This is a genomic window from Nocardia cyriacigeorgica, assembly GCF_010868145.1.
Classification (GTDB): Bacteria; Actinomycetota; Actinomycetes; order Mycobacteriales; family Mycobacteriaceae; genus Nocardia; species Nocardia cyriacigeorgica_D.
On record NZ_JAAGUY010000010.1, the window covers coordinates 125,391 to 150,211 of the forward strand.

General features: G+C 65.5%; 23 protein-coding genes. 18 read left to right on the top strand and 5 right to left on the bottom strand.

From position 1 onward, the window contains the following. Positions 1–6 precede the first annotated feature (6 nt). The gene (locus GV792_RS14610) at positions 7–1,374 is read right to left on the bottom strand and encodes a flavin-containing monooxygenase (RefSeq protein WP_163824636.1); all 1,368 of its coding nucleotides are present in this window, start codon (positions 1,372–1,374) and stop codon (positions 7–9) included. 212 nt (positions 1,375–1,586) lie between these two features. On the opposite strand from GV792_RS14610, the gene GV792_RS14615 reads away from it, so the two are divergent. After that, positions 1,587–2,198 (top strand): TetR/AcrR family transcriptional regulator, encoded by a 612-nt coding sequence (locus tag GV792_RS14615; RefSeq protein ID WP_163824637.1) that lies wholly within the window; start codon positions 1,587–1,589, stop codon positions 2,196–2,198. Positions 2,199–2,357: 159 nt separating this feature from the next. Further along, on the top strand, positions 2,358–2,747 hold the full coding sequence (locus tag GV792_RS14620) for a carboxymuconolactone decarboxylase family protein (RefSeq protein WP_163824638.1): 390 nt from the start codon (positions 2,358–2,360) through the stop codon (positions 2,745–2,747). A 21-nt stretch (positions 2,748–2,768) separates the two neighbouring features. Here the strand turns inward: GV792_RS14620 and GV792_RS14625 are convergent, their stop codons facing one another. After that, positions 2,769–3,776 (bottom strand): AraC family transcriptional regulator, encoded by a 1,008-nt coding sequence (locus tag GV792_RS14625; RefSeq protein ID WP_163824639.1) that lies wholly within the window; start codon positions 3,774–3,776, stop codon positions 2,769–2,771. Positions 3,777–4,033: 257 nt separating this feature from the next. Between GV792_RS14625 and GV792_RS14630 the strand changes: the two genes are divergently transcribed. The 3 genes from GV792_RS14630 to GV792_RS14640 all read left to right on the top strand — a co-directional run bounded on the left by GV792_RS14630 (position 4,034) and on the right by GV792_RS14640 (position 6,942). Further along, positions 4,034–4,954: an ABC transporter permease gene (locus tag GV792_RS14630; RefSeq protein WP_175584367.1), complete on the top strand. Its 921-nt coding sequence runs from the start codon at positions 4,034–4,036 to the stop codon at positions 4,952–4,954. Between the two features lie 8 nt (positions 4,955–4,962). After that, complete coding sequence (locus tag GV792_RS14635) at positions 4,963–5,757, top strand: ABC transporter ATP-binding protein (RefSeq protein WP_163824640.1); 795 nt, start codon at positions 4,963–4,965, stop codon at positions 5,755–5,757. Between the two features lie 162 nt (positions 5,758–5,919). After that, positions 5,920–6,942, top strand: a complete 1,023-nt coding sequence (locus GV792_RS14640; protein ID WP_163824641.1) for an ABC transporter substrate-binding protein — start codon at positions 5,920–5,922, stop codon at positions 6,940–6,942. On the opposite strand, the gene GV792_RS14645 is transcribed toward GV792_RS14640, so the two are convergent. Then, complete coding sequence (locus GV792_RS14645; protein WP_163824642.1) at positions 6,894–7,952, bottom strand: AraC family transcriptional regulator; 1,059 nt, start codon at positions 7,950–7,952, stop codon at positions 6,894–6,896. The genes GV792_RS14640 and GV792_RS14645 overlap by 49 nt on opposite strands. A gap of 276 nt (positions 7,953–8,228) precedes the next feature. On the opposite strand from GV792_RS14645, the gene GV792_RS14650 reads away from it, so the two are divergent. The 10 genes from GV792_RS14650 to GV792_RS14695 all read left to right on the top strand — a co-directional run bounded on the left by GV792_RS14650 (position 8,229) and on the right by GV792_RS14695 (position 18,471). After that, complete coding sequence (locus tag GV792_RS14650) at positions 8,229–9,203, top strand: quinone oxidoreductase family protein (protein WP_163824643.1); 975 nt, start codon at positions 8,229–8,231, stop codon at positions 9,201–9,203. Between the two features lie 27 nt (positions 9,204–9,230). Next, complete coding sequence (locus tag GV792_RS14655) at positions 9,231–10,124, top strand: TauD/TfdA dioxygenase family protein (protein WP_163824644.1); 894 nt, start codon at positions 9,231–9,233, stop codon at positions 10,122–10,124. A gap of 45 nt (positions 10,125–10,169) precedes the next feature. Next, positions 10,170–11,222, top strand: coding sequence for a BKACE family enzyme (locus tag GV792_RS14660; protein WP_163824645.1), 1,053 nt, complete (start codon positions 10,170–10,172; stop codon positions 11,220–11,222). A gap of 178 nt (positions 11,223–11,400) precedes the next feature. Then, complete coding sequence (locus GV792_RS14665; RefSeq protein WP_163824701.1) at positions 11,401–12,699, top strand: MFS transporter; 1,299 nt, start codon at positions 11,401–11,403, stop codon at positions 12,697–12,699. Between the two features lie 24 nt (positions 12,700–12,723). Continuing rightward, on the top strand, positions 12,724–13,317 hold the full coding sequence (locus GV792_RS14670) for an RBBP9/YdeN family alpha/beta hydrolase (RefSeq protein ID WP_163824646.1): 594 nt from the start codon (positions 12,724–12,726) through the stop codon (positions 13,315–13,317). Next, complete coding sequence (locus GV792_RS14675; RefSeq protein ID WP_163824647.1) at positions 13,314–14,078, top strand: CoA transferase subunit A; 765 nt, start codon at positions 13,314–13,316, stop codon at positions 14,076–14,078. Before GV792_RS14670 ends, GV792_RS14675 begins: the two co-directional genes overlap by 4 nt. A 1-nt stretch (position 14,079) precedes the next feature. After that, the gene (locus GV792_RS14680) at positions 14,080–14,736 is read left to right on the top strand and encodes a 3-oxoacid CoA-transferase subunit B (protein ID WP_163824648.1); all 657 of its coding nucleotides are present in this window, start codon (positions 14,080–14,082) and stop codon (positions 14,734–14,736) included. Positions 14,737–14,798: 62 nt separating this feature from the next. After that, positions 14,799–16,400 carry a long-chain-fatty-acid--CoA ligase gene (locus GV792_RS14685; RefSeq protein WP_163824649.1) on the top strand — a complete coding sequence of 534 codons (1,602 nt, stop codon included), beginning with the start codon at positions 14,799–14,801 and terminating at the stop codon, positions 16,398–16,400. 98 nt (positions 16,401–16,498) lie between these two features. Continuing rightward, positions 16,499–17,269 (top strand): hypothetical protein, encoded by a 771-nt coding sequence (locus tag GV792_RS14690; protein WP_163824650.1) that lies wholly within the window; start codon positions 16,499–16,501, stop codon positions 17,267–17,269. Between the two features lie 188 nt (positions 17,270–17,457). Then, entirely contained in the window at positions 17,458–18,471 is a 1,014-nt protein-coding gene (locus tag GV792_RS14695) for a YeiH family protein (protein ID WP_163824702.1), read from the top strand. Positions 18,472–18,562: 91 nt separating this feature from the next. Here the strand turns inward: GV792_RS14695 and GV792_RS14700 are convergent, their stop codons facing one another. Next, complete coding sequence (locus GV792_RS14700) at positions 18,563–19,003, bottom strand: Zn-ribbon domain-containing OB-fold protein (protein ID WP_163824651.1); 441 nt, start codon at positions 19,001–19,003, stop codon at positions 18,563–18,565. 183 nt (positions 19,004–19,186) lie between these two features. Between GV792_RS14700 and GV792_RS14705 the strand changes: the two genes are divergently transcribed. After that, positions 19,187–21,493: an ATP-binding protein gene (locus GV792_RS14705; protein WP_163824652.1), complete on the top strand. Its 2,307-nt coding sequence runs from the start codon at positions 19,187–19,189 to the stop codon at positions 21,491–21,493. Between the two features lie 264 nt (positions 21,494–21,757). Here GV792_RS14705 and GV792_RS14710 read toward each other — a convergent pair whose 3' ends face one another. After that, the gene (locus GV792_RS14710; protein WP_163824653.1) at positions 21,758–22,951 is read right to left on the bottom strand and encodes an NAD(P)/FAD-dependent oxidoreductase; all 1,194 of its coding nucleotides are present in this window, start codon (positions 22,949–22,951) and stop codon (positions 21,758–21,760) included. 141 nt (positions 22,952–23,092) lie between these two features. On the opposite strand from GV792_RS14710, the gene GV792_RS14715 reads away from it, so the two are divergent. After that, positions 23,093–23,308, top strand: coding sequence for a heavy-metal-associated domain-containing protein (locus GV792_RS14715; RefSeq protein WP_163824654.1), 216 nt, complete (start codon positions 23,093–23,095; stop codon positions 23,306–23,308). An 88-nt stretch (positions 23,309–23,396) separates the two neighbouring features. Continuing rightward, complete coding sequence (locus GV792_RS14720; RefSeq protein ID WP_163824655.1) at positions 23,397–24,767, top strand: MFS transporter; 1,371 nt, start codon at positions 23,397–23,399, stop codon at positions 24,765–24,767. Positions 24,768–24,821 lie beyond the last annotated feature (54 nt).

A 24,821-nucleotide genomic window follows, 5' to 3' on the forward strand; every position in this document is an offset into this window, starting at 1 on the left:
GCCGTCTCACACGTGCTCGAGCGTACGAGCCGGGACAGGAAGCGAATTACCCTCGGCTGCCGCGCGTTTCGCGCCGCGCTCGAGTTCGCGCCGCATATCCCGCACATACGGTACGAACTCGGTCTGGATGGTGTGCCGGGGCGAGTCGTAGTAGCGGCCGGTTCGGGTGGATTCCGCGGATCGAATGGTCGCCTGCATCTCCTGCGCCGAGGGCAGGTGATAGCGGCCGGTCAGATAGGCGGCGACCAGCTTGGACTGCTGTTCGGCGAAATTCACCAGGGTGGGCAGCGACTGCGCAAGGCCGAGGAAGAACAGGTTGTCGATTCCTGGCTTGATCATCTGCTTGAACAGCGGGAAGTGGTTATCGGCGTCGGGCAGCAGGTCTGGATCGGAAAAGAACGGAAACGAGATGCGGTACCCGGTGGCGCAGACGATCACGTCCACCTCATCGGTGCTGCCGTCGGCGAAGCGCACCCGCGGCCCCTCCAATGCGGTGATCGCGGGCTTGAATGTGATGTCGCCGCAACCGGCGCGGTGCAGGAACTCCTCGCTGGCCGAAGGATGGGCCTCGAATGGCAGGTGGTCCGGCCTCGGCAGGCCGTAGTCCTCCATATTGCCGCGGGTTTTGCGAACGAAGCGCTGCCGGAGTTTGAGCCCAAGCTTCGGTGGCATCCACCGCGGAATCTCGCGTTTGTCGCCGACCTTGCCGTTGACGTACTTCGGTAGGACCCAGACTCCGCGCCGCGCGGAGACGTGCAGCTTCGCGGCGAGGTACCGCTGGGACAGTTCGGAGGCGATGTCCAGACCCGAATTGCCCATGCCGACAACGACAACGCGCTTGCCGCGCATATCGATCGGGTCGAACGGGTCGTTGTAGGCGTGGCTGTGCATCAGTGTGCCGTCGAATTCACCGGGATAGTCCGGGAGGCGGGGATCCCAGTGGTGCCCGTTGCAGACGATGAGCGCGTCGTAGTTCTTGGCGTAGCCCTGGCTGGTGGTGATCAGCCAGCGTCCGTCCGCGGTGCGCTCGGCCGCGGTCACCTCCGTATCGAACACGATCCGGTCGCGGATGCCGAAATGGTCGACATAGTCGCGGAAGTACTGGAACAGCTGTGAATGGTGTGGAAAGTCCGGCCATTCCTCGGGCACGGGATAGTCCTCGAAGGCCAAGCGGAACTTGGACGTATCGATGTGCAGGCTCTGATAGCAGGCCGACATGCCGTTGGGGTTCTTGAAGTACCAGTTGCCACCGACGTCGTCGGACGCCTCGTAGCAGTCGAAGGGGATGCCGTGATCTTTCAGGCGTTTGGCTGCGGTGATCCCGGAGGGGCCGGCGCCGATCACGCAGACGCGGGGGAGTGCTGTTGACGTCATTCACTGTCCTTGTGCTGGGAGGGCCGTCGTCGCTGACGGCCGAACCGTCCGATGCGTTGTGCGCGCCGGAGTGACGTAGGCAACACATTAACATTCGATGGACAGTGCGTCTAGTGAGTGGCGCTATGTTTAGTGAGTCCGCTGCCGCGTAGACTTGCTCCGCGGAAGACGCACGTCAGAGCGTTGTCGAGGGAATCGAGGATCTGTTCACCATGCGCGCGAACACGAACCTGCGGGATGAGCAGAAGCAGCAGACCAGGGCCAGGCTGATCGACGCCGCCAAGGAGCTGTTCGCCGCCCGTGGGTACGCGGCCGTGCGGGTGGACGACATTGCCGCCGCGGTCGGCTGCAGCCGCGCCACTTTCTACCTGCATTTCGCGGGCAAACTCGAGATTCTGCGGGTGATCGGCGAGCAGGGCACCGCGCCAACGGCGCTGCACTTCTACGAGGATCTCGACCGGGTGCTCGAGACGGGGTCGCGCGCCGAGTTCGCCCGCTGGGTCGGCAGCGCGATCGAGTGGTTTAACGAGTACAAAGATCTGCTTCCCGCCTGGGACGAGGCGACCGCGCTGGAACCCGAGTTTCGCGAGATCGCTCGCAACGGTATTTCGGCACTCCCCGATTCGATGACCGCCTACCTCGCCGGATGGCCGGCCGATCGGCGCGATGAGGCGCGGCTGCGGGTGGAACTGCTGGTCGCGCAGCTGGAACGGTTCTTTACCCGTTGGGCGATGTTGGGCACTATCGACGTCTCGGTGGATCGGGCCATCGAGGTGCTCACCGACATCTGGTTCCCCGCGCTGCGCCCGCCGCTGGAGGGCTGACCGGCCCGGTCGTGCGGAGGTAACTCTCCCCATTGGTCAAGTATTCGGTCCCGAAGTGTCAAATTGCCGGGGCGTCTCCGCGCTACTGTGACTGCTGTCACTTGCTGTCTGAGCAAGTTCTGCTGCATCGCAAGAGTTCCGGACAATTGGGGAGAAATCATGAACACAGAGAAGGCCGAGTACCCGGTTGTCGAGCGCATGAAGGCAGGCGGCGGCTGGAATGAACTCTGGGACGGCCTGTACGAGATGGATCCCGAGTGGACCGAGCTGTACATGAAGATGGCGATGCAGCCGTTCCAGAGCGGTGTCATCCCGCCGAAGGTGGTGCAGCTGTTGTGCATTGCCGTTGATGCGTCGGCGACCCATATGTACGCGCCCGGAACCAGGCGTCATATCCAGGCCGCGTTGGATATGGGAGTGACCCCCGAAGAGATCCTCGAGGTGCTCAAACTGGCCACGATTGTCGGCATCCACTCCTGCAACCTCGGTGTTCCCATCTTGGTGGAGGAGATGGCGTCGCGGCGCAGGGCTACCGCGTCGGATAAATGATTCGCATCGGCTCGATTTCGCTCAGCGAGGGTCGTCGGACGTGGTCCTCTTCCCCCAGGCTCGGGGGCTTACCCCGAATCGCTGCCGGAACCACCTCGAGAACGCGCTCAGTTCGGAAAACCCCAACTCTGCCGCGATCTCGGTGAGGGAGCGGGTTCCCTGATCAATCGCACGGCGGGCGTGCTCTGTACGGACGGCGTCGAGGATCGAGGAATACGACTCGCCCGCGTTGGCCAGGTGGCGGTGCAGCGTGCGGCGGTCGGTCCCCAGGCTGTGTGCGATCCGGGTGGCCGAGCAGTTCTCGGTCGGCAAGAGTGTGGCGATCAAGTCGCGGACCTGGAGCGGCAGCGTTGTGCCGGTGGCGGGGGCCAGTAGCCCGAGGTATTCCTGGGTAAACGGGCGCAGCAGCGGGTTGGACAGCGGATTCGGTGTCTCGAGGTCGCTCGACGCGGTGATGATTCCGTCGATCCCCTGTCCGAAGGTCACGGTCTGGCCGAGCATCCGGTGGTGCGTATCAATATCTGGAGGGGCCTCGTGTGCGAGGCAGATGGCCACTGGTTGCCAGTCTGTGGGAAGTAGATCCGCCAGAATTCGAAAGACGGAAGCTACTACCAACTCGATGGATTGCCGGCCCAGTGTTATTCCGGGCGCGGACTGTGCGTACAGGGTGGTCAGTCCACCGGACTCGGTCAAGCTCAGATCGATGGCCTGATTGTGCAGGCTTATGTGGCGCAGCACGATCCCGAGCGCACTGCGGACATCGGGCTCTTCTCGTGCGATGAGTCCCACCGGACCGAGGTTGGACAGGCCTCGGCTGACCGACATCCGCACACCGAAATCCGGGCAACACGATTGCGCCGCGGAAATCTCGAGCAGGTGGTCCACCGACTGCGCCGGGATCCACGTCGTCGTGGTGGTGAGGGCGCCGAGGTCGATCCCCGCGACGCGCATGAGCGAATGGGGGTTCAGGCCTACCGATTCCGCGACCTCGACGTAGTCGTTGAGCACGGCGCTCCTGCTCATCAGCATCAGCCGACCGTATCTCGTTTCGTCAAGTTTTGAGTCCCATTCCGTCAAGTTTTTGGGCAAACCCGACGCTACTGTGACTGCAGTCACTCACCTCTCCGGGGGTCGATTGCTGCCGACGGAGGTGAGTGCGCAGGTCGAGTGCACTGGCCCGAAGCCGTGTCCTCGGCCGGCATTCCATTTCCGTGAACGGCCCCGATCGACGATCGCCGCAGTGAACGCGGAGGCCTCGAGTTGTCCGCAGATGCAAGGAAATACATATGAGTCATCAACGAATTCGGGCGCGCAATGCGATTGCCCTGCGCGCCGCATTCGGCATCACACGCGGTGTCCCCGCCACCACATCGGGGGCAGGCAAGAGTGCGGTGGGCCCTGGGAAGAAGGTTGTTGTCGGGGCAACTGGTGCGAGGGCCAAACTGTCCGGGTTCCCGCTGTTGGCGGTGCAGCTTCTGCTGCTGGCCGCATTGCTGGGGCTGTGGCAGCTGAGCTACGACTACAGCGGCAGCGACAAGCTGGTGATCTCGAACCCGCAGCTGGTGTGGGAGGCCTTCCTCACCTGGCAGGAGAAAGGCACCTTCTGGCCAGACCTGTGGTCGACCGTTTCGGCGGCGTTGATAGCGCTGGTCGCCAGTGCGGTGATCGGCATCGCCGTCGGCATCGGGCTGGCGCTGGCCCCGAGTGTGGAGGCGGTGGTCTCTCCATTCCTGGATGCGATCAATGCCATGCCCCGCATCGCGTTGGCCCCGGTGTTCGTCATCTACTTCGGTATCGGATCGACCTCGAAGATCGTGCTGGCATTCACGCTGGTGGTATTCATCATCACGATCAACACCCGGGCGGGCGTCGCCAGCGCTGATGCGGAACTACTGCGGCTGTCGGTGGTACTGGGCGCAAATAAATGGCAGCGCTTCTACAAGGTGTTGCTTCCGGTGGCGGTGCCCTCGATCTTCGCCGGCCTGCGACTCGGCCTGATCTACTCGCTGCTCGGTGTGGTCGGCGCGGAGTTGATCGCGTCCACGGCCGGCCTCGGTCAGCAGATATCCGCATCCTCGGCGGCGTTCGATCTGGGCACCGTGTACGCGGCGCTGATCGTGCTCGCGATTATCGCGGCGGCGTTCAATGCGCTGTCGGGCCGGGTAGAGAAGACGATCCTCCGTTGGCAACCCCCTCAGGACGCATGATGACGCACTTGGACGTAACAGCAGTGGGCGCCGTCGGCGCCGATGCGATCGAGGATCCCGCTTTCGAGATCCGTTCCGCGACATTGGACTACACCCCAGCCGGGGCCACCTCGTTCTCCGGTGTGCGGGATCTTTCGATCACCGGCAGGCGTGGCGAATTGCTGGTGCTGGTCGGGCACAGCGGCTGCGGCAAGACCACGGCGCTGAACCTGATGGGAGGACTGATTCACCCAGCCGCAGGATCGGTCTTGGTGCTCGGAACCAGCCCAGCGCAGGCGCGCTCGCGGATGGGCTACATGTTCGCTCGTGATGCCCTGTACCCATGGCGCACCGCCCGTCGCAACGTCGAGTTGGGAATGGAGATCGCCCACATCGGCAAGGTGGAGCGGCGTGAACGGGCCATGGATATGTTGCGCAGGGTCGGTCTCGAGGCGGCGGCTGATCGCTATCCCTGGCAGCTGTCACAGGGCATGCGCCAGCGGGTCGCTTTGGCCAGGACCTGGGTCATGAAACCGGCCCTGATCTTGATGGACGAGCCGTTCTCCGCGCTCGATGCGCAGACCCGTGACGTCGTGCGCGAAGAGTTTCTCAACGTGTGGAGTGAGGAACGGCAGACGGTGGTGTTCGTGACCCACGATCTGAACGAGGCGCTGCTGATCGCCGACCGCATCGTCGCGATGCGCGAAGGCCGGGTCGTCATCGATATGTCCGTCGACCTCGACCGGCCCCGCAACGCTCTCGAGAGCTCCGCCGAGTACCGGGACATGCTCGTCGAACTCCGCGAGGCACTCAACCAGCACTGACCTCTCCACGCGCACACCCTGGACGACGACGGCCGGCCTCGATGATGGGTCGGCTTCTCCACAGTCGTCGTGCGGTGCCGCGTACTGGCCTCCCGTGTGCCCGGTAGTGCTGCACCGAAAACCCATGCCCCTTCCACCGATTCAGCCCGATAAGGATTTCAGATGACGCTGCGTACACATTTTTCGAAGACCGTTGTGATTGCGATGACCACCGCCGGGACAATTGTTCTGGGGGCGTGCGGTGGAAGTAGCAGCGCCGCCGACGGGTCGGTGATGAAGGTGGGGATCACCCAGGGGGTGCCGGGCGACCTGATGGCGGTCATCGCCGAGAGCGAAGGACTATTCGACCAGCGGGGCGTAGATGTGGAGCTGATGCCGCCCTCGTTGACCACCGCCCAGTCCGCGGCGGTGATATCCAATGACCTCACGGTCGGCACCATGGTGCCCGGCACGATGTGGCCGGCGATCGACAAAGGTGCGTGTGTGAAGGCATTGGGCTCCACCCTGGGTAACACCCTCGAGGTCATCATGCGGCCGGGTACACAGATCACGGGTGACACCACCGATCCCAACACCACGATGCAGAACCTCGAAGGTAAGACCATCGGCGTCACCTCTCGAGGTTCCGGTATGGAGCTGTGGATCACCGAGATGCTGAACCAGGCGGGGATGGATCCGGCGACGGACGTCACCTTCGTGGCGGTCGGTGCGCCGGCCACCGCGATTCAGGCGTTCAAGGCGGGGCAGATCGATGCGATGTATTACGGCCCCACGATGGAGGAGCAATTGCCTCCTTCGGAGGTCACGCGGGTGACCGATATCGTCGGCCGCGACGGCAACGCGCTGTCCCCGCTGGTCCAGGGTTACCCGACCGCGACGTGCGAGACCATCGAGAATCGCCCGAACGACGTACTGAACTACTGCAAGGCCATGTGGGATGCCTACGACTTCTCGCAGGATCCTAAGAACGCTGCGACGGTGGCCCAACTCCTGGCGGGGCTCGTCGGAGTCTCGCCCGCGGCCGCGCCCGCGCTGTGGGAGTCGGTCCAGAATGCCTACCTTCCCCCCGCTATCACCGAGACCTCATGGAAGGAGCAGGCTCCCTTCGCGGGCTCACCGACTCCCGAGGTGCCGGACTATGCCGGCGCGGTGTACGAGCCCTGTGCGGGCGGCGATCCTCGATAGTCTTCGAGGGCTGTGGCGCGGGCGGTGCGCCATTGGCTCGGGCTGTGGCCGAAGCGGGTGCGGAACCATCGAGAGAAATTGCCGGGCGAGGAGAAGGCGAGAAGCTCGGAGATCTCGGTCAGGCTGTGACGGCGACTGGCGACCATGTGCTGGGCGAGTTCGGCTCGGGTGGAATCGACCAGGGAAGTGAAGGTTTCGCCCTCGGCGGCGAGGCGGCGGTGGATGGTGCGGCGGTCGACGCCGAGGCTCCGTGCGATCTGGTCGGCCGAACATCGTCCGGTCGGCAGGAGCAGCTCGATCAGTTCCCGGACGCGGTCCACGGTCGTGGCGGTCGAGGTGGCCCGTGGCGCGTCGAAGATCTGCTGCGCGTACGTGCGCAACTGGGGATCCGACATGGCGTTGGGCGCGTCGAGATCGGTGGTGTAAGTGAGGATTCCATTGAAGTCCTGATCGAAACTGATATGGGGCCCGAGGATGCGATTATGGGTGGTGAGGTCGCGGGGGGCCGGGTGGGCGAAGCGGACTTCGAGGGGTTGCCAGGCGGTGCCGAGGAATCCGCGCATGAGTCCGTGCAAGATGCCGACCGCCAATTCGATGGCCTGCCGGGTGTCACCCGGCCCGCCGAGATCGAGGCTCAGCCGGATGGTGGCGATGGCGTTGTGTTCGGTGAGCCGGGTGTGCAGCGCCTCGTTGAACATGTGCTCATAGCGGGACATGGTCCGCAGTGCGCTGCGGACGTCGGGTTCCTCGCGGATCACCATGCTGAGCGGGCCGAGATTGGCCAAGCGGCGACGTTCGGCCAGGCGCAGGCCGATGTCCTCACGTCCGGAGCTGATCGCGCAGCGCTCGAGTAGATCCGCCACAGCGGCGGCGGGAACCCAGCGGTCCTGCACGCTCAGACCGGCGGGGTCCAACCCGCTTGCGCGGATGAGGGCGACCGAGTCCAGCCCCAGCGAGCGTCCTAGCTCGACGAATCCGTGTACCGCCGCGTAGCGGGCGAGTGGCTTCACACTATCTCCTGTCCCGAAATGAACAGCATCTCGTCCCTTGAGGATAAGCATGGGCTGGTGATCCGGATTACAGTGGGTCCCATCACAGCGATGGTGATCAGTGGTCAGGGACATCGCGATCGGTGAGCGCACCCGACGTGACCTTCCGCTGACAGCACGCGATCGACGGTCCGCCCAGTGGATGCCGCAGCACGCGGCGACATATCCGGACACCCATGCGTCGAATACAACTGTCGATCCACTGGAGAGTGCGATCGACCGAGGAGGAGATCTGTTGTGGCACAAGCTGTTCGCTTCTACGAAACCGGCGCCCCCGATGTTCTGCGCTTGGAGGATGTCGAGGTGGGCGACCCGGGGCCCGGCGAAGTGCGAGTGCGGCACGAGGCCGTCGGGCTGAACTTCGCCGATACCTACTTCCGCAGCGGCCTGTATCCGGCCGCGTTGCCCGCAGGCATGGGCGTCGAAGCTGCCGGCGTGATCGAGGCGGTCGGCTCGGGTGTCGTCGGGTTCGAGGCGGGTGACCGGGTGACCTATACCGGTAGCCCGCTTGGTGCCTACAGCACCGAACGGGTGATACCGGCCGAGCATCTGATCGCGTTGCCGGACGGGATCGGATTCGACACGGCCGCGTCGATGACGATGCGTGGACTGACCACTGCCTACCTGCTGCGCCGCATCCATCCGCTGCGCGCGGGACAGACAGTCCTGCTCCACGCCGCTGCCGGTGGGGTCGGGTTGATCTTCCTGCAGTGGGCGAAGCTCCTTGGCATCACCGTGATCGGCACGGTCTCGAGCGAGGAGAAGGCCGAGATCGCCCGCGCCAACGGTTGCGATCACGTGGTGATCTACACCCGCGAGGACGTCGCCGCACGGGTACGTGAGATCACCGATGGCGCAGGCGTGCCGGTCGTCTACGACAGCATCGGAAAGACCACCTTCGACACGTCGTTGGATTCGCTGTCGCGACGCGGACTGCTGGTCTGCTTCGGCACCGCCTCCGGGCCGACTCCGCCCATCAACGCGATGCAACTGGCGGTCAAGGGCTCGTTGTTCGTCACCCGCCCCGCCCTCGCCGACTACATCGCCGATCCCGTGGAGCGAGCCGAGTTGGCCGGCGAGCTCTTCTCACATGTCGAGGCCGGTCGCATCCGGATAGGGATCAACCAGCGCTACAAGCTTTCCGATGCGGTGCAGGCCCACCGCGACATGGAGTCGGGCCGCAGCGTCGGTTCGTCGGTCTTCACGCTCTGATGCCGGATCCACACCTGGAGGACAACGATGACAACCTTTGCCCCATCCCATGATTCGATGTCGTGCGGCACGATCACCGCCACGCCACTGACCTGTTCGATCGGCGCCGAACTGGTCGATGCCGACCTCGCGCGGATCGCTCATAACGATGCACTCTTCGCCGAGCTGCGCGCCCTGCTGCTCCGGTACAAGGTGCTGTTCGTGCGCGACCAGGACATCAGTCGCGCCGATCACGTCGCGCTGGCGCGGCGGTTCGGTCCGCTGGAAGATCACCCGGTGCTGGGCAGCGACCCGGACAATCCGGGACTCGTGCGCATCTACAAGGACCTCGACAGCCCCCCAGAGCATTACGAGAACGCCTTCCACTGTGACGCGACCTGGCGGGTGAATCCGCCGATGGGTTCGGTCCTGCGCTGTGTGGAGTCACCGCCGGTCGGCGGGGACACCATCTGGGTGAACATGGTCGAGGCATACCGGCGCCTACCCGAGCGGGTGAAAGAGCAGATCGAAGGACTGCGGGCCCGCCACAGCATCGAGGCCAGCTTCGGCGCGGTGATGTCGGACGAGAAGCGCCACGATCTCGCGCAGCGTTTCCCCGACGCCGAGCACCCGGTGGTACGCACTCATCCCGAAACCGGTGAGCGGATCCTGTTCGTCAATTCCTTTACCACCCATCTGGTCAACTACCACACTCCGGACAACGTGCGATTCGGCGCAGACTACGCGCCAGGGGCCGCCGAGTTGCTGCACTACCTGATGCGACAGGCCGCTGTTCCGGAATACCAGGTGCGCTGGCGGTGGACGAAGAACAGCTTCGCGATCTGGGACAACCGGTCCACCCAGCACTACGCGGTTCAGGACTACTGGCCTGCGGTCCGAAAGATGGAACGCGCGGGCATCGTCGGCGACAAGCCGTTCTGAGAATTCCTCACTTTCACGAAATTTCGATACCGATCGGAGAAAACCATGCATTTCCACGACGATGCGCTGTTCCCGGAGAACCAGGACAAACTGGTCATCACTTGTGCGCCGTACGGCCCCGAGTGGGAGCCCGACGACTTCCGCGAGGATCTGCCGCTGACCATGGAGGAGCATGTGCAGCAGGCGGTGGACTGCTATGAGGCCGGCGCCTCCGTGCTGCACATCCACGTCCGTGAACTCGATGGCAAGGGGTCCAAGCGGCTGTCGAAGTTCAACGAGCTGCTCGCCGGGTTGCGCGAGGCGGTGCCGGATATGATCCTGCAGGTCGGTGGGTCGATTTCGTTCGCCCCCGAAGGTGAAGGGGCCGACGCGAAGTGGCTCTCTGATGACACCCGGCATATGCTCGCCGAGCTGGACCCGAAGCCGGACCAGGTGACCATCGCGATCAACACCAGTCAGATGAACATCATCGAGCTGATGACCGAGGACGACATCGCGGGTACGTCGATCCAGCGCCCCGAGCTCTACGACACCTACCGCGAAATGACCGTGCCCGCCGGCCCGGCGTGGGTCGAGGAACACCTGCGGCGGCTGACCGCCAACGGCATCCAGCCGCATTTCCAGCTCTCCAGCATCCCGCAGCTCGAGACAGTCGAGCGGCTGATCCGGCGCGGTAAGTACATGGGTCCGTTCAACGTGACCTGGGTGGGTATCGGCGGCGGGTTCGACGGTCCCAATCCGTACAACATCATGAACTTCATTCAGCGGGTGCCCGATGGTGCGTGTCTGACCCTGGAGACGTTGATGCGCAGCGTGCTTCCGGTGAACGCCATGGCGATCGCATTCGGTCTGCACGCCCGCTGCGGAAACGAGGACACCCTGTGGGGCCGTAAGGGCGAGAAGATGAAGTCGGCGGACCAGGTGAGGCAGCTGGTCCGGATCGCCGAAGAGCTGGGCCGTGGTGTCGCAGACGGCAAGGAAGCCCGCGACATCTACCGGATCGGCGAACAGTACGCGAGCGTCGATGAGACCCTCGCCAAGCTCGGCTACGCGCCCAACCGCAAGCCCGGCCAGGTCGGTTTCACCCAGCACGCCTGAGTCACCGAGTCGCCGATAGCAGGCTGGGGAGCACCCTCCCCGCCTACCTCCGGACGTGGCCGCGAGGGCGACGTCTCTGTCCTTATCAGCTCCGGTGCGTCGCACACCGTCTCGACGCATCGGATTCGTAGGAGCACCAATGGAGTTGCACACTACCGTCGCCGGGGCGGATGACCATATGGTCGCCGCCCCGGTAGAGGCGGCCCGAGCCCCTCGACCTCGCCGGCGATACCCGTGGGTCGTTTTCCTACTGGCGTTCGGTCTGCTGCTGGCCGACTACATGTCGAGGCAGGTGCTGAGTGCGGTCTTTCCTTTTCTGAAAACCGAATGGGCGCTGTCGGATTCGCAGTTGGCGTCGCTCACCAGCGTGGTTGCACTCATGGTCGGGATCCTCACCCTGCCGCTGTCTGTCCTGGCCGACAGGTGGGGAAGGGTGCGCAGCCTGGTGCTGATGGCGGTGCTGTGGAGCGCGGCGACGCTGCTGTGCGCCGTGGCGGCGAGCTACGAGCAGATGCTGGCCGCCCGCTTCCTCGTCGGCGTCGGCGAGGCCGCCTACGGCAGTGTCGGGATCGCCGTGGTGATCAGTGTGTTCGCCCCTCGGATGCATGCCGCGCTGAGTGGTGCGTTCATGGCGGGTGGTTCGTTCGGATCTGTCCTCGGCGTCGGCCTGGGCGGCGTCATCGCGGTACACCTCGGATGGCGCTGGTCATTTGCCGCCATGGCGGTCTTCGGCCTGCTGCTGGCTGCGCTGTTCAGCATGGTCGTGACCGAGGTGAAACTGGCCCGCTATGCCGCCGATCAGAACACGGAAGCAGGGCCGAACGTCGAAGGTTTCCGCGCGCCGGTGTCGACGTTGTTCACCAACCCCGCGGTGGTGTGTGCCTATCTGGGCAGTGGCCTGCAGATCTTCACCGCCGCGGTGTTGCTGTCGTGGATGCCGAGCTTCTTCAACCGCAACTACGATCTGGCCCCGGACCGGGCGGGTGTGGTCGCGTCGGTGTTCGTGCTGCTCGTCGGCACCGGGATGGTGTGCTGCGGCATGATCACCGACCGAGTCGGCCGCGCCGATATGTCGCGGAAATGGACCGCGGCGATCACGTTCTGCTGTATCTCACTGGTGTGCCTTGCCGCCGGCTTCAGCCTCGGCACCGGCCCGTTGCAGTTGCTGCTGATCGGTATCGGCGCATTCTTCTCCGGCGGCTCATCCGGACCGACCGCGGCCATGGTCGCCAACCTGACCCACCCGTCGGTACGTGCATCCGCGTTCGGCACGTTGACGCTGGCCAACAGCCTGCTCGGGCTCGCTCTGGGTCCGTTCGTCGTCGGCATCCTCGCCGATCGCATCGGATTGGGATCCGCACTGCAGCTGGCGCCGCTGGCCTACCTGGCCGCTATCGCGGCACTGGTCCTCGGCAAACGGGTCTATCCCGCCGGATTGCGCGCACTCGCCGCTGTCGCACCGGATCCAGCGCACTGAACTCGAAAGGAACCACCGCACACCATGTATGACACCGCCGAACCCACCATCGTGATCGTGCCCGGATTGCGCGACCACGTACCCGAGCACTGGCAGACCCTGCTCGCCGAACGTCTGGACAAGGTCCGCACGGTCCCGCCGCTCGAGCGCGACAAGCTCAGCTTGACTGCCCGCATCGCCGCACTCGATGCCGTAGTCGCCGACATCGACGGTCCGGTGGTGCTGGTCGCCCACAGCGCCGGCGCCATGATCACCGTGCACTGGGCGCAGCACCACCAGCGGCCTGTGCGTGCCGCGTTGCTTGCCACCCCGGCAGACCTGGAAACACCGCTGCCGAGCGGGTATCCGACAGCGCAAGAACTCGAAGCGGGGGGCTGGAACCCGATTCCCCGTGGGCGACTGCCGTTCCCCAGTATCGTGGCCGCCTCCACCACCGACCCGCTCGCGTCGTACCGGCGCGTGGCCGGGATGGCCGAATCCTGGGGCAGCCGACTGGTGGATCTGGGCGACGTCGGCCACCTCAATCCAGCTTCAGGCTATGGCGACTGGCCCCGAGCGCAGGAGTTACTGGACGATCTGATCGCCGCCACCGCGACCGGCGTGGAGTCAGTTCGGTGAGCAAGATCGTCTCCTCTGCCGCTGCCGCCCTCGCCGATGTGACCTCCGGGTCGAGTCTGGCCGTTGGTGGATTCGGGGTATGTGGCATCCCCGATGCGCTCATCGAGGCGTTGGCCGCACGCGATGTCACCGACCTGGAGATCATCTCCAACAACTGCGGCACCGATCAGGTCGGATTGGGAATTCTGCTGAAGGGCAAGCGGATCCGCCGGGTGACCGCCTCCTATGTCGGGGAGAACGCTGAGTTCGCCCGCCAGTATCTGGCCGGTGAGATCGAAGTCGAGCTGACTCCGCAGGGCACACTCGCCGAGAAGTTGCGGGCGGGCGGAGCCGGTGTCCCGGCATTCTTCACCCCCGCCGGGGTCGGTACTCCCGTAGCCGAGGGCGGCCTGCCCTGGCGGTACGCACCCGACGGTGCGGTCGCGGTGGCTTCGCCCCCCAAAGAGGTACGCACCTTCGGCGGCCGGTGGGGCGAGCGGGGCTACCTGCTCGAAGAGGCGATCACAGCCGACTACGCCCTGGTGCACGCGCTCGTCGGCGATACCGACGGCAACCTGGTCTTCGACAAATCGGCCCGCAACTTCAATCCGCTGGTCGCCATGGCGGGACGGATCTGCATCGCGCAGGTCGAGGAGCTCGTCCCCGCGGGGGAGATCGACCCGGGCAACGTCCATCTGCCGGGCATCTTCGTCGACCGCATCGTGCACACCGGGCGGCAGACCAAGCACATCGAGAAGCGCACCATCGCCGAGAAGGACTGATATGACTACCAGCACAACGGTTCTCGGATGGTCTCGGACCGCGATGGCCGCCCGCGCCGCCCGTGAACTACAGGCCGGCGAGTATGTGAACCTCGGTATCGGCCTGCCGACCCTCATCCCCAACCATCTACCCGAGGGCGTGCACGTCACCCTGCATTCGGAGAACGGCATCCTCGGTACTGGTCCCTACCCGGACGTGGCCGAGGTCGATGCCGACCTGATCAATGCCGGGAAAGAGACCGTCACGGTAGTGGCCGGAGCATCGTTCTTCGACTCCGCGACCAGCTTCGGCATGATCCGCGGCGGTCATATCGATACCGCCGTCCTCGGCGGAATGCAGGTGTCTGCCACCGGCGACCTGGCCAACTGGATGGTTCCGGGCCACATGGTCAAAGGCATGGGCGGGGCGATGGATCTGGTGCACGGTGCCCGCCGGGTGATCGTCCTCATGGAGCACACCGACAAGACAGGCGCGCCGAAGATCGTCCCCCGCTGCACGCTCCCGCTGACCGGTGCGGGGGTTGTCCAACGCATCATCACCAACCTTGCCGTCATCGATGTCACCAAGACCGGGCTGGTGTTGCGTGAATGCGCGCCGGGCGTGACCCCGGCCGAGGTCCACACGGCCACCGCCGCGCCGCTGCTCGTCGCAGCCTGACCGAGCTCGGCGCCCCCGATGCCGAGTCCGTATCGCTGGAGACAATTCCGAAAGGTCGATTCGTGTTCAATCTCGCTGTTCTGCTGGAGGATTCTGCGCGCAGGCATCCGGGCAACGATGCGATCGTGTTCGGCGCCGAGCGACTGAGCTTCGCTGAGCTCGACGCCCGCGCGGGGCAGGTAGCGCATCTGCTGACCGCGCGCGGAGTACAGCCTGGCGACAGGGTCGCGCTGTCGTGCCCGAACCTGCCGGAGTTCGTCGTCGTGTACTACGGCATTCTGAAGGCCGGTGCCGTCGTCGTCCCTCTCAATATTCTGCTGCGGCCGCGCGAAATCGCTTACCATCTCAACGATTCCGGTGCGATCTTCTACATCTGCTACGAAGGTATCGCCGGGCTTCCGATGGGCGAATACGGATACGAGGGTTTCCTGCAGGCGCCTGGCTGCCGGGACATGGTGCTGATCACCGCACATCATCGAGAATCCTCGCCGTACGACGGGGTCGAGACCCTGGCACAGGCTGTGCCGGAGGCGCTCGGCACCTTCGAGACCATTACCCGCGGTCCCGATGACACCGCGGTCATCCTCTATACCAGTGGTACCACCGGTCGCCCCAAAGGTGCGGAACTCACTCATGCCAACATGGTCATGAACGCGCTGACCGCGAACCGGCTGTTCGACAACCGTCCCGAACGCCACGACACCCACCTGGTAACTCTGCCGCTGTTCCATTCGTTCGGCCAGACCATCAATATGAACGCCGGCCTGTCTGTCGGCGCTACCCTGGTGCTCCTGCCACGCTTCGATGCGGCGACGGCCCTGCGCACCCTGGCGGAGCAGAACATCACGTTCTTCGCCGGAGTGCCGACCATGTATTGGGGATTGCTGAACGCGCTCGATGACACCGTCGACATCGACCGGATCGCCGGAACACTCCGCAAGGCCGTCTCCGGCGGCGCGGCGCTTCCGGTCGAGATGCTGTCACAGTTCGCACAGCGATTCGGGGTGCAGATCCTCGAAGGGTACGGGCTGTCGGAAACCTCTCCGCTGGCCATTTTCGCCGACCCCGATCGTGATCCCCGGCCCGGATCCATCGGAATCCCGGTCTGGGGAATCGAGGCTCGCCTGATCGATCAGGAGTGGAACACCATCGGCGGCGTCGGGGAGATCGGGGAGATCGCGCTGCGCGGGCACAACGTGATGAAGGGCTATCACGAGCGCGCCGAGGCCACCGCCGAAGTCATGCACGACGGCTGGTTCCGTACCGGCGATCTCGCTCGCCGTGATGCCGACGGCTTCTACTACATCGTCGACCGGGCGAAGGACATGATCGTGCGTGGCGGGTTCAACGTCTACCCCCGCGAAATCGAGGAACTGCTGCTCACCCATCCGGCCGTATCCATGGCCGCGGTGATCGGCGTGCCCGATGCGCACTACGGCGAGGAGATCAAGGCCTACGTGGTGCCGGAACGCGAAACGACCGTCACCGAAGGCGATCTCATTGCCTGGTGCCGGGAGCAACTGGCCGCGTACAAGTATCCGCGCGTCATCGAATTCATCACGGACATGCCGATGACGGCCAGCGGCAAGATCCTGAAGCGCGAGCTCGCCGCGCGCGCCGAGCCCGCGTCCGCTGCCGGCGGGGTCACAGTTTCCGGTCGCTGATCGAGCACCGGATCCGGGGTGCTGCGCACCCCGGCAGGCCGGACGAGGCCCCCACGGTGGTCCGGTCCGGTCTCCACTACTGGAGATGAGGTTCCACTATGCGATTGAAGTCAGCAGCGGCGACCGCCGTGATTGCCGCTGTGGCGGTTGCCGTTACCGCCGCGACTGCGGGTGCCGCCCCGCAACCGGCCCCGCCGGCATCCGAGGTGCGGTACGAGGTCAGCAAGAACGGCGAATCGGCGGTGGTGCGCATCGATGGCGGCACGGTCGAGCAGCTCGATTCCCAGCTGGTGATCCGCGACGCCGCCGATCAGCCTGTCGCTGCGATTCCGCTGCGCTACCAGATGGACGACATGGCCTATCCCATTGCCGCACGTATCGACGGGACGACGGCAACCCTCACCCCGTCCAGGGACGGCGGCCACCGTATCGCCCCGGTGTCGCAGGCCGAGGTCATCACTGTCGAACAAGCCGCCGCGCAGGTCGGTGAATCGTTCGTACCGCGAGATGCTCAGGCGCTCGGCGTCTTCGCTCAGCGTGCGGCGATCGGCGCTGCGGTCAGCGCCGTGCTCGGTGCCGTGCTCGGTGCCGGAGTCGGCTGTTTGGTGGGCGCGGCGGCCGGGGCCGCGATCTCCAGCCCGCTCATCGCGCTGCTGTTGCCGTTCGTGGGTGCCACGATCGCGGGCTGCGTGCTCGGGATGGCGACGGTGGGTGCCGTTGGCTCGATGGCCGGTGTGGTGCTGGCCGGGGGACCGATCACCTTGTTCTCCGCGATTCAGTACTTCTCCACCATTCTCGCTCCGTGCCCGCCGGAGCTGGCGTACTGCAAGGATCCCGCTCAGGTTCCGGCCCCGGCTCCTGCCAAGTAGTCCCGCCTCGTCTGCCGGGGCACCGGAGTCGGGTGACTCCGGTGCGCCCGGTGCACGAACTGTCCCAACCATCGACCGTCGGCCAGTGTCGGGCGGTTTTCCGAGACCCGAAAGCACCGGACACCGCGACCATGTCCCATCCCAATGCGACCGAGCTGATGAACCAACCGCCCTCGACGACGGAACCGATGGGCCGATCGCGCAGGAGCCGCGTGAAGCAATGGAGTAGCGAATACGCGCCTGGCCTCGTGCTCGCGGCCGTCGTCGTTGCCGCCATCATGCTGCTCACCCGGCACACGTCCTTTCTCAGCCCGCTACTGGCGGCAATCTTGGTAGGTGCGATCGCGGCGAACGTCGTCGACATTCCAGAGCGAGTTCGACCCGGACTGCAGTTCTGCTCGAAACGGTTGCTGCGGATCGGTGTCGCGCTCCTCGGTTTGCAGGTGACGTTCAGCGATATCTTCGGGCTCGGGCCCGCGATTCTGCTTCTCGTGCTTGTCATCGTGGTCGCGGGAATCGCCGGCACCATGCTGCTCGGGCGGGTGCTCGGGATCGGGTGGACCCAGCGCCTGCTGATCGCCTGCGGATTCTCGATCTGCGGCGCCGCCGCGGTCGCCGCAGCAGACGGAGTCGTCGACGCCGACGAAGAAGAGGTCCTGACCTCGGTCGCCCTGGTGGTGGTGTTCGGGACGCTGCTGATCGCGATCATCCCGCCCGCCTCGCACGCGCTCGGCCTCGATGAGGCGACCAGCGGTGTGTGGGCAGGTGCCGCGGTCCATGAGGTAGCGCAAGTGGTAGCGGTGGGCGGGGCGATCGGCAGCACTGCGCTCACCATCGCGGTCGTGGTCAAACTGGCCCGAGTCGTGTTGCTCGCGCCAGTCCTGGCTGCCATCAGCTGGCATCTTCGGCGCCGGCAGACCGACGGGTCCGATTCAGCGCGTAAGCCGCCGCTGGTGCCGGTGTTCGTGCTGGCGTTCCTCGCATGCGCGGCGTTCCGGTCGACCGGCGTGATTCCCGCCGCGGCGCTCGACATGGCACGCGAGGTGCAGACAGTACTGCTCACCGCTGCCATGTTCGCGCTGGGTACCGGCGTGCGGCTGCGGTCGCTGGCCAAGGTCGGAGCCCGGCCGCTCATGCTGGCCGCCGGGTCGACCCTGTGGGTGAGCGCACTGGCCCTGGCCGGTGCGCTGATCGCCACGTAACGAGGACGATGTTTCCTCGTTCCGACCGGCTGGGCCGCCGCGCACACACGCCGAAACGAGCAGCCAGGCCGACTCCGTGCAGGTATGTCGATCACTCCATTCGAGCGCCGATGAGGTCGGCTGGCATGCGCTGCTCTTCCGTATTCCGGGATTCCGCGCTCACCGCGAAAACTGGGAATCTGTCCTCCATGGGGCGCGGCTGGAATTGCACACGCACGCGGTCCCGTTGTGGCGGGACTTCCCCTTCGATGGAGGTGTACACCCACGGCCCTTCGTCGAGTTCGACGATGGCGATAGTCAGTGGTCGGACGTTGTCCATCGCGGTCAGGGACCGATCGACCACCCGCCAGGACACGATCGAACCGGCGCCCGAGGACGGCAGCCACTCGAGGCTGTCACCGCGCGCACAGGACGAGCAGGTGACGATCAGTGGGGCGAGCAGCTTGCGGCAGCGTGTACACCGTTGAATCATCAACGTGTCGTCCGGGTGACCGTGGCGGTCCTCGTCGAGTATGGCGCTGGGTGGGTACATGGCGGTCTCCGGGAGGGGTGCTGATGGTCACACCAGCGTCTCGCGGCGGTGGCGTCACGGGGGACGGTAGATGTACCTGTTTTTCGGCGTCGGGTGGTGTCGATGGCAGAGCGGGTTCGAGCGCGGTCTGCACGGCGTAGCCTGGCGTCAGACCGTATCTCCACCGAATGTGAGGCATGTTCGATGCCGCCCCGCACACCCGGCACGCAGGGAAACCTGCCTGCGGAATTGACCCAGTTCGTCGGCCGGGGACGCGAGATCGACGAGATCAGGCAATTGCTGCCAGAGTCGCGGCTGGTGACGTTGACCGGTATCGGTGGGGTAGGAAAGACCCGGTTGGCGATCAAAGTGGCCGAGGAGGTGCAGCGAGCGTTCGACGACGGGGTATGGCTGGTCGAGTTCGGGAAGGTTCGTGAGCCGGAACTCATCGCCGGGACCGTCGTCTCGGCATTGAAACTGCCTGGTCAGCTGACCCGGTCACCGCTGGAACCGCTCATCGAATTCGTCACCACCCGCCATCTGCTCCTTGTGTTCGACAACTGTGAGCACCTGGTGGACGCGATCGCGTCGCTCGCAGAATCTCTACTGCGCGCCGCGCCGCGGCTACGCATCCTCGCGACCAGCCGGGAGCCGGTCGGCATCGGCGGCGAAGTGGTCATTCCAGTGTCTCCGCTCGCGATTCCCGGCGACGAGCGGTCGCCCAGCCTGCGTGCGATGTTGCGATGTGATGCTGTCGCGCTGTTCGTCGACCGCGCACGTTCCGCCGTCCCCGGTTTCGAGCTGACCGAGGACAGCAAGGTGACAGTCGCACGCATATGTCGGCGACTCGAGGGCTTGCCGCTGCCCATCGAGTTGACGGCGGCGCGACTGCGGGCGATGTCACCGGAACAGATCCTGCAACGGCTGACCGACCGATATCGGCTGCTGACCGGAGGCGGTCGTGCGGTACCGAGCCGGCAACAGACGTTGCGTCAGTGCATCGACTGGAGCTATGACCTGCTGACCGACCGTGAGCGGGAGTTGTGGGCGCGGGCAACGGTGTTTGCGGGTGGCTTCGAATTGGACGCCGCTGAGGCGATCTGCGGTGAAGGGCTCGATCCCGGGGATGTACTCGACCTGGTGGGTTCGCTGGTGGATAAGTCGGTTTTGGTCCGTGAGGCCTGCGGTGACGTCGTCCGGTACCGAATGCTGGAAACCGTGCGTGAGTACGGCCTGGAACGGCTGCACGGCATCGGTGGCGATACGACGATGCGGCGGCGCCACCGGAATTGGTTCGAACGCCTGGCGCTGCGGGCATACAGCGGCTGGGTCGGGCCGAATCAACTGGAATGGATCGAACGGCTGAACCGGGAACAGTCCAACCTGCGTGCGGCGCTGGAATTCTGCCTGGACGAGTCCGGCGAGGTGGGATCGGCCGAACGGATCGCGGTGGCCCTCTACGAATACTGGATAGCCCGCCAGCGGTTCAGCGAGGCTCGGTATTGGTTCGGCCGCACGCTGGAGAGATCGAGCGGCGCTACCTTGGAGCACCTCGCCGCACTGTGCGCGGATACCCTCTTGGCCGCGATGCAGGCAGACTTCACGTCTGGGGCCGAGCGACTCGAGCAGGCGCGACTGTTGGCGGAGGGCAGCGGCGAGGAATTGTTCGGCGCGTATGTCGACGGTGCCAGTGGATTCCTTTCGCTGTTTTCAGGTGACTTCGCCGGGGCGGTGACACATCTCGAGCACGCCGTGCCGGTGTTCGAGTCATCAGGTGATGTCTTGCATCACGTGTCGAGCCTGCTCGGCCTCGGCGCTGCCTGCGGTCTGTTGCAGGAATCGGACCGTGCCACCGCCTGTCGGAAGCAGGCGTTGGCGCTCACTCGAGAGCGTGGCGAGTCGATTTACCGGTCATACGCGATATCGCAGCTTGCTTACGAGACAGTCGAGCGCGGCGACCTCGAGCGGGGAGCCGTGCTCGTCAAGGAGAGCTTGCGCCTGGCGCAGATGCTCGATGACCGGAAAGTCGTCGCGGCCGATCTGGCGAGCCTGGCCTTGGTCGCGGCCGAGCAGCGCCAGGCGGAGCGGGCGGCTGTGCTCGTCGGTGCCACGGTATCGGTCGGAGAATCCGCAGGCGGCCAGGCGGCCACTATTGTCGAGCTGTTCGGTCACCACACGCGGGCGAAGAAGTACGCCGCCCGGGCACTCGGGCAGCGCACTTATGCGGCGATGGTGCGCCGAGGCCAGGATCTCGATATCGACGAGGCGATCGCCTACGCGCTGGAGGAGCAGGCGTCAGCGCAGCAGCACGGCACCGTCGCCATGGCCGTGCTGACCCGCCGCGAAAAGCAGATCGCAGAACTCATCGCGGAGGGGCTCACCAACCGAGCCATTGCGGAGAAACTCGTCATCTCGCCGCGCACGGCCGCGGGACACGTCGAGCACATCCTGAGCAAGCTGCACTTCACCACTCGCGCACAGGTCGCGGCTTGGGTCGTCGGCCAGCAGTAGATGCCCGGCTGTTCTCCGTGGGCACATCACCCATATCGCCGGCGCGCGGATCACCGGCAGTGTCATCGTCGATCATCGATGATGAGGAACTCCGGTAAACCTCCGCTGATATCCGGAATGAGCCGTCTGTTCTCCGCCGTACCCTCGATCATACGTACCGGGGGTATAAACGCGGCGTCGGCGACGAGTGGTGGATCGGCCGCGTGTCACCCGCCGGGCGGGCTGGGCGCTGGGCCTGGACCCACCCGGCAACAGGCACCGCCGTCAGAGAGCCGCGGCAACTCCGGCCGCCACATCCTCCCGGGTTGCGTGGGCGGCAATGCCTCGCTTGAGCCGAAGCAGGTCCTTTGGCGCGTTCACCGCTACCGCGCCAACCAGGACGCCGCGTGCGAGGAAGGCGACGGCCAGGCGGTCGGGTTCGTCGATCATGACCAGTTCCTCGTCGCCGAGCGTGGGCAGGCCCGCGGTCTGTACCCGTGCACCGTGCACGCTGGTGCCGAAGGACGGGATCGCGGTATAGGGTGCGGCTGCCTCCGGCCCTGCGAGCAGGTTGCGTGCCGCGAGCGCGCCTTGCTCGTTCGCGTTCGCCCAGTGTTCGATGCGAATCAGTGCGCCGTCGTAGTGCCGGTGCGGCCAACGGACGAGGTCACCCGCGGCGACGATGGCCGATTCCCCGTGGGCGAAAAGGGAATCGGTGGTGACGACGCCGTCGTCGAGTTTCAGACCGCTGGTGCGCAGCCAGTCGGTGTTCGGCACCACGCCGGTGCCCGCCACGACCAGGTCGGTGTGGATCTGCCTGCCGTCGTCCAATCGGACCGCGGTGACCCGGGCGTCGCCATCGAACCCGGCGGCGCGGACGCCTGCCACGAGTTCCACGCCGTTGCGCTCATGGTGGTGTGCGAGCCATTGCGCGGCGTGGGCGCCCAATGTCTCCCGCATCGGATACGGTCCGGCGTCCACCAGTGTCACCGGCAGCCCCTGTCGGCGGGCGGTGGAGGCCACTTCGCTGCCGATGAATCCACCGCCGATCACGGTGAGATGGCGGGGACCGGCGGTCAATGCGGCGCGAAGTGCCAGTGCGTCCTCGACGGTACGCAGGCTGTGCACGCCAGGTGGCTGGTGCTCGAATCGGCGGGCGCGTGCTCCGGTGGCGATCACGAGTCCGTCGTAGGGAACAGCCGAGCCGTCGTCGAGGACGACGACCCGCTCGTCCACCCGCAGATCCACTGCCCGTCGGCCACGCAACCAGTGACTGTCGAGGTCGTCCGCTCCGGGTAGTGCGATGTCGTCCTCTCCGTCGAGCACGCCTTTGGACAGCGGCGGGCGGTTGTACGGCAGGTGGGACTCCGCGCCGACCACCGTGACCTCACCAGCGAACGCTTCCGCGCGCAGAGTCTGTGCCGCGCGGAGTCCGGCCAGCGAGGCGCCGACGATGACGATTCGATTCAGCTTGCTCATGGCGAGAGACAGTACCCCGGCGGGGTATGCGATACGATGTGATCTCAATCATATGTACCTATACGGGGTGGGGGTATATGGTCGTTCGGTGCGGCCGGATACCCGGACCGCGCAACAGCTGGAACACATGGAGGAAGCGATATGAGCAACAACGCCGTCATCAGCACCTACACCGTCTCCGGTATGTCCTGTGGCAGCTGCGTCGGCAAGGTCCGGGCCGAGGTCGGCAAGCTCTCGGGCATCGAGAGCGTCGACATCGAACTCGCCACGGGCCGTATGACCGTCGCCGGCACCGTCACCGAAGCACTGATCCAGGACACAGTCGAGAACCTCGGCTACGAAATCGTCCGCGGCTGATCCGCGGCACCCCGTCGGCCGGCCCATGCCGAGCCGACGGGGCAGCCGTGGCACCGTCCGCCGCGGCTCTACCGGAGGACCCTTTCCGATGATCGCCTCACTGTTCGCCAACCGCGACTACCTGCGCCTGTTCACCGCCCAGGTGTCGGCGCTGTTCGGTACCGGACTCACCACAGTCGCCCTCGGCCTACTCGCCTACGAGCTTGCCGGAGCCGACGCCGCTGCCGTACTCGGCACCGCGCTCACCATCAAAATGCTGGTTTACGTCACCGTCGCACCGATCGTGGGCGCGTACGCCGACCGCTTCCCGCGTCGGCTCTTCCTCGTCGGACTGAATGGGATTCGTGGCGCGGTGGTGCTGGCGCTGCCCTTCATCGATCAGGTGTGGCAGATCTACGTGCTCATCGCGGTGCTGCAAACCGCATCCGCCGCGTACACGCCGACCTATCAGGCGGTGATTCCGGACATCCTGCCCGACGAGCGCGAATACACCCGTGCACTGTCGGCCGCCCAGCTGGCGGCGACGATGGAAACGCTGCTGAGCCCGATGCTGGCCGCCGCGGCACTGACCGTCATGAGCTTCAACTGGCTGTTCGTCGGTACCGCGATCGGATTCGTGGTCTCGGCTGTGCTGGTGATCATGACTCGTATTCCGAATGCACGCTCGGCCGGTGACCGGGCGTTCGTCGAGCGCATCGCGGTGGGCATGCGCATTTTCGCCGCCACGCCCCGGCTACGTGGATTGCTCGGCTTGAATCTGGTGGTCGCCGCGGCAGGCTCGGTCATCATGGTCAACACCGTCAACTACGTCCGTGACACCCTCGGTGGCACCCAGTCCGGTGTCGCGATGCTGCTGGCCGCCAACGGATTCGGGACCATGCTCGTGGCCCTGTCGTTGCCACGTGTGCTCGACCGCATCGGCGCCCGGCCGATCATGCTGACCGGTGCTGCCATCCTGTTGACCGGTCTCGTCGCGGCCGTCGCGCTGTCGACCGCAACCTCCGGCGACTGGCGCTGGAGCGCCGCGATCGCGGTGTGGGCCACGGTCGGCGCGGGCACCGGAGCGATCCTCACCCCGACCGGACAGGTGCTGCGGCGCTCGTCGCGGCCGGGCGACCGACCCGCACTGTTCGCCGCTCAGTTCTCGCTGTCGCACCTGGCCTGGCTGGTCACCTACCCGATTGCCGGATGGCTGACCACCGCGGCCGGGTTCACCATCACCTGGGTGGCGCTTGCCGTCCTCGCAGCAGCGGGAATTGCTGTGGCAGCGCGGATGTGGCCGGCCAACGACCCATCGGAGCTGACGCACCTGCACGAGGTCGGCACCGTCGACCCGGATCTGCTGGTCGATGCTGTCCGGGTGAGCGATCGCCTCTACCAGCACACCCACACCTTCGTCATCGATGCCAACCACCGGCGCTGGCCGACACCGGCGTCACGACAGCCGGCCCTCGTCTGAGGACCCGATCCCGGGCGATTTCTGGATCCGGCCCGCCGCGCGACCCTCGCGCGG

Coding starts and splice junctions, on each gene's coding strand:
- GV792_RS14705 (WP_163824652.1), top strand. CDS start 19,187: ATGCCGCCCCGCACACCCGGCACGCAGGGAAACCTGCCTGCGGAATTG.
- GV792_RS14640 (WP_163824641.1), top strand. CDS start 5,920: ATGACGCTGCGTACACATTTTTCGAAGACCGTTGTGATTGCGATGACC.
- GV792_RS14655 (WP_163824644.1), top strand. CDS start 9,231: ATGACAACCTTTGCCCCATCCCATGATTCGATGTCGTGCGGCACGATC.
- GV792_RS14620 (WP_163824638.1), top strand. CDS start 2,358: ATGAACACAGAGAAGGCCGAGTACCCGGTTGTCGAGCGCATGAAGGCA.
- GV792_RS14670 (WP_163824646.1), top strand. CDS start 12,724: ATGTATGACACCGCCGAACCCACCATCGTGATCGTGCCCGGATTGCGC.
- GV792_RS14610 (WP_163824636.1), bottom strand. CDS start 1,374: ATGACGTCAACAGCACTCCCCCGCGTCTGCGTGATCGGCGCCGGCCCC.
- GV792_RS14615 (WP_163824637.1), top strand. CDS start 1,587: ATGCGCGCGAACACGAACCTGCGGGATGAGCAGAAGCAGCAGACCAGG.
- GV792_RS14680 (WP_163824648.1), top strand. CDS start 14,080: ATGACTACCAGCACAACGGTTCTCGGATGGTCTCGGACCGCGATGGCC.
- GV792_RS14625 (WP_163824639.1), bottom strand. CDS start 3,776: ATGCTGATGAGCAGGAGCGCCGTGCTCAACGACTACGTCGAGGTCGCG.
- GV792_RS14665 (WP_163824701.1), top strand. CDS start 11,401: ATGGTCGCCGCCCCGGTAGAGGCGGCCCGAGCCCCTCGACCTCGCCGG.
- GV792_RS14700 (WP_163824651.1), bottom strand. CDS start 19,003: ATGTACCCACCCAGCGCCATACTCGACGAGGACCGCCACGGTCACCCG.
- GV792_RS14710 (WP_163824653.1), bottom strand. CDS start 22,951: ATGAGCAAGCTGAATCGAATCGTCATCGTCGGCGCCTCGCTGGCCGGA.
- GV792_RS14630 (WP_175584367.1), top strand. CDS start 4,034: ATGAGTCATCAACGAATTCGGGCGCGCAATGCGATTGCCCTGCGCGCC.
- GV792_RS14715 (WP_163824654.1), top strand. CDS start 23,093: ATGAGCAACAACGCCGTCATCAGCACCTACACCGTCTCCGGTATGTCC.
- GV792_RS14690 (WP_163824650.1), top strand. CDS start 16,499: ATGCGATTGAAGTCAGCAGCGGCGACCGCCGTGATTGCCGCTGTGGCG.
- GV792_RS14720 (WP_163824655.1), top strand. CDS start 23,397: ATGATCGCCTCACTGTTCGCCAACCGCGACTACCTGCGCCTGTTCACC.
- GV792_RS14695 (WP_163824702.1), top strand. CDS start 17,458: ATGGGCCGATCGCGCAGGAGCCGCGTGAAGCAATGGAGTAGCGAATAC.
- GV792_RS14660 (WP_163824645.1), top strand. CDS start 10,170: ATGCATTTCCACGACGATGCGCTGTTCCCGGAGAACCAGGACAAACTG.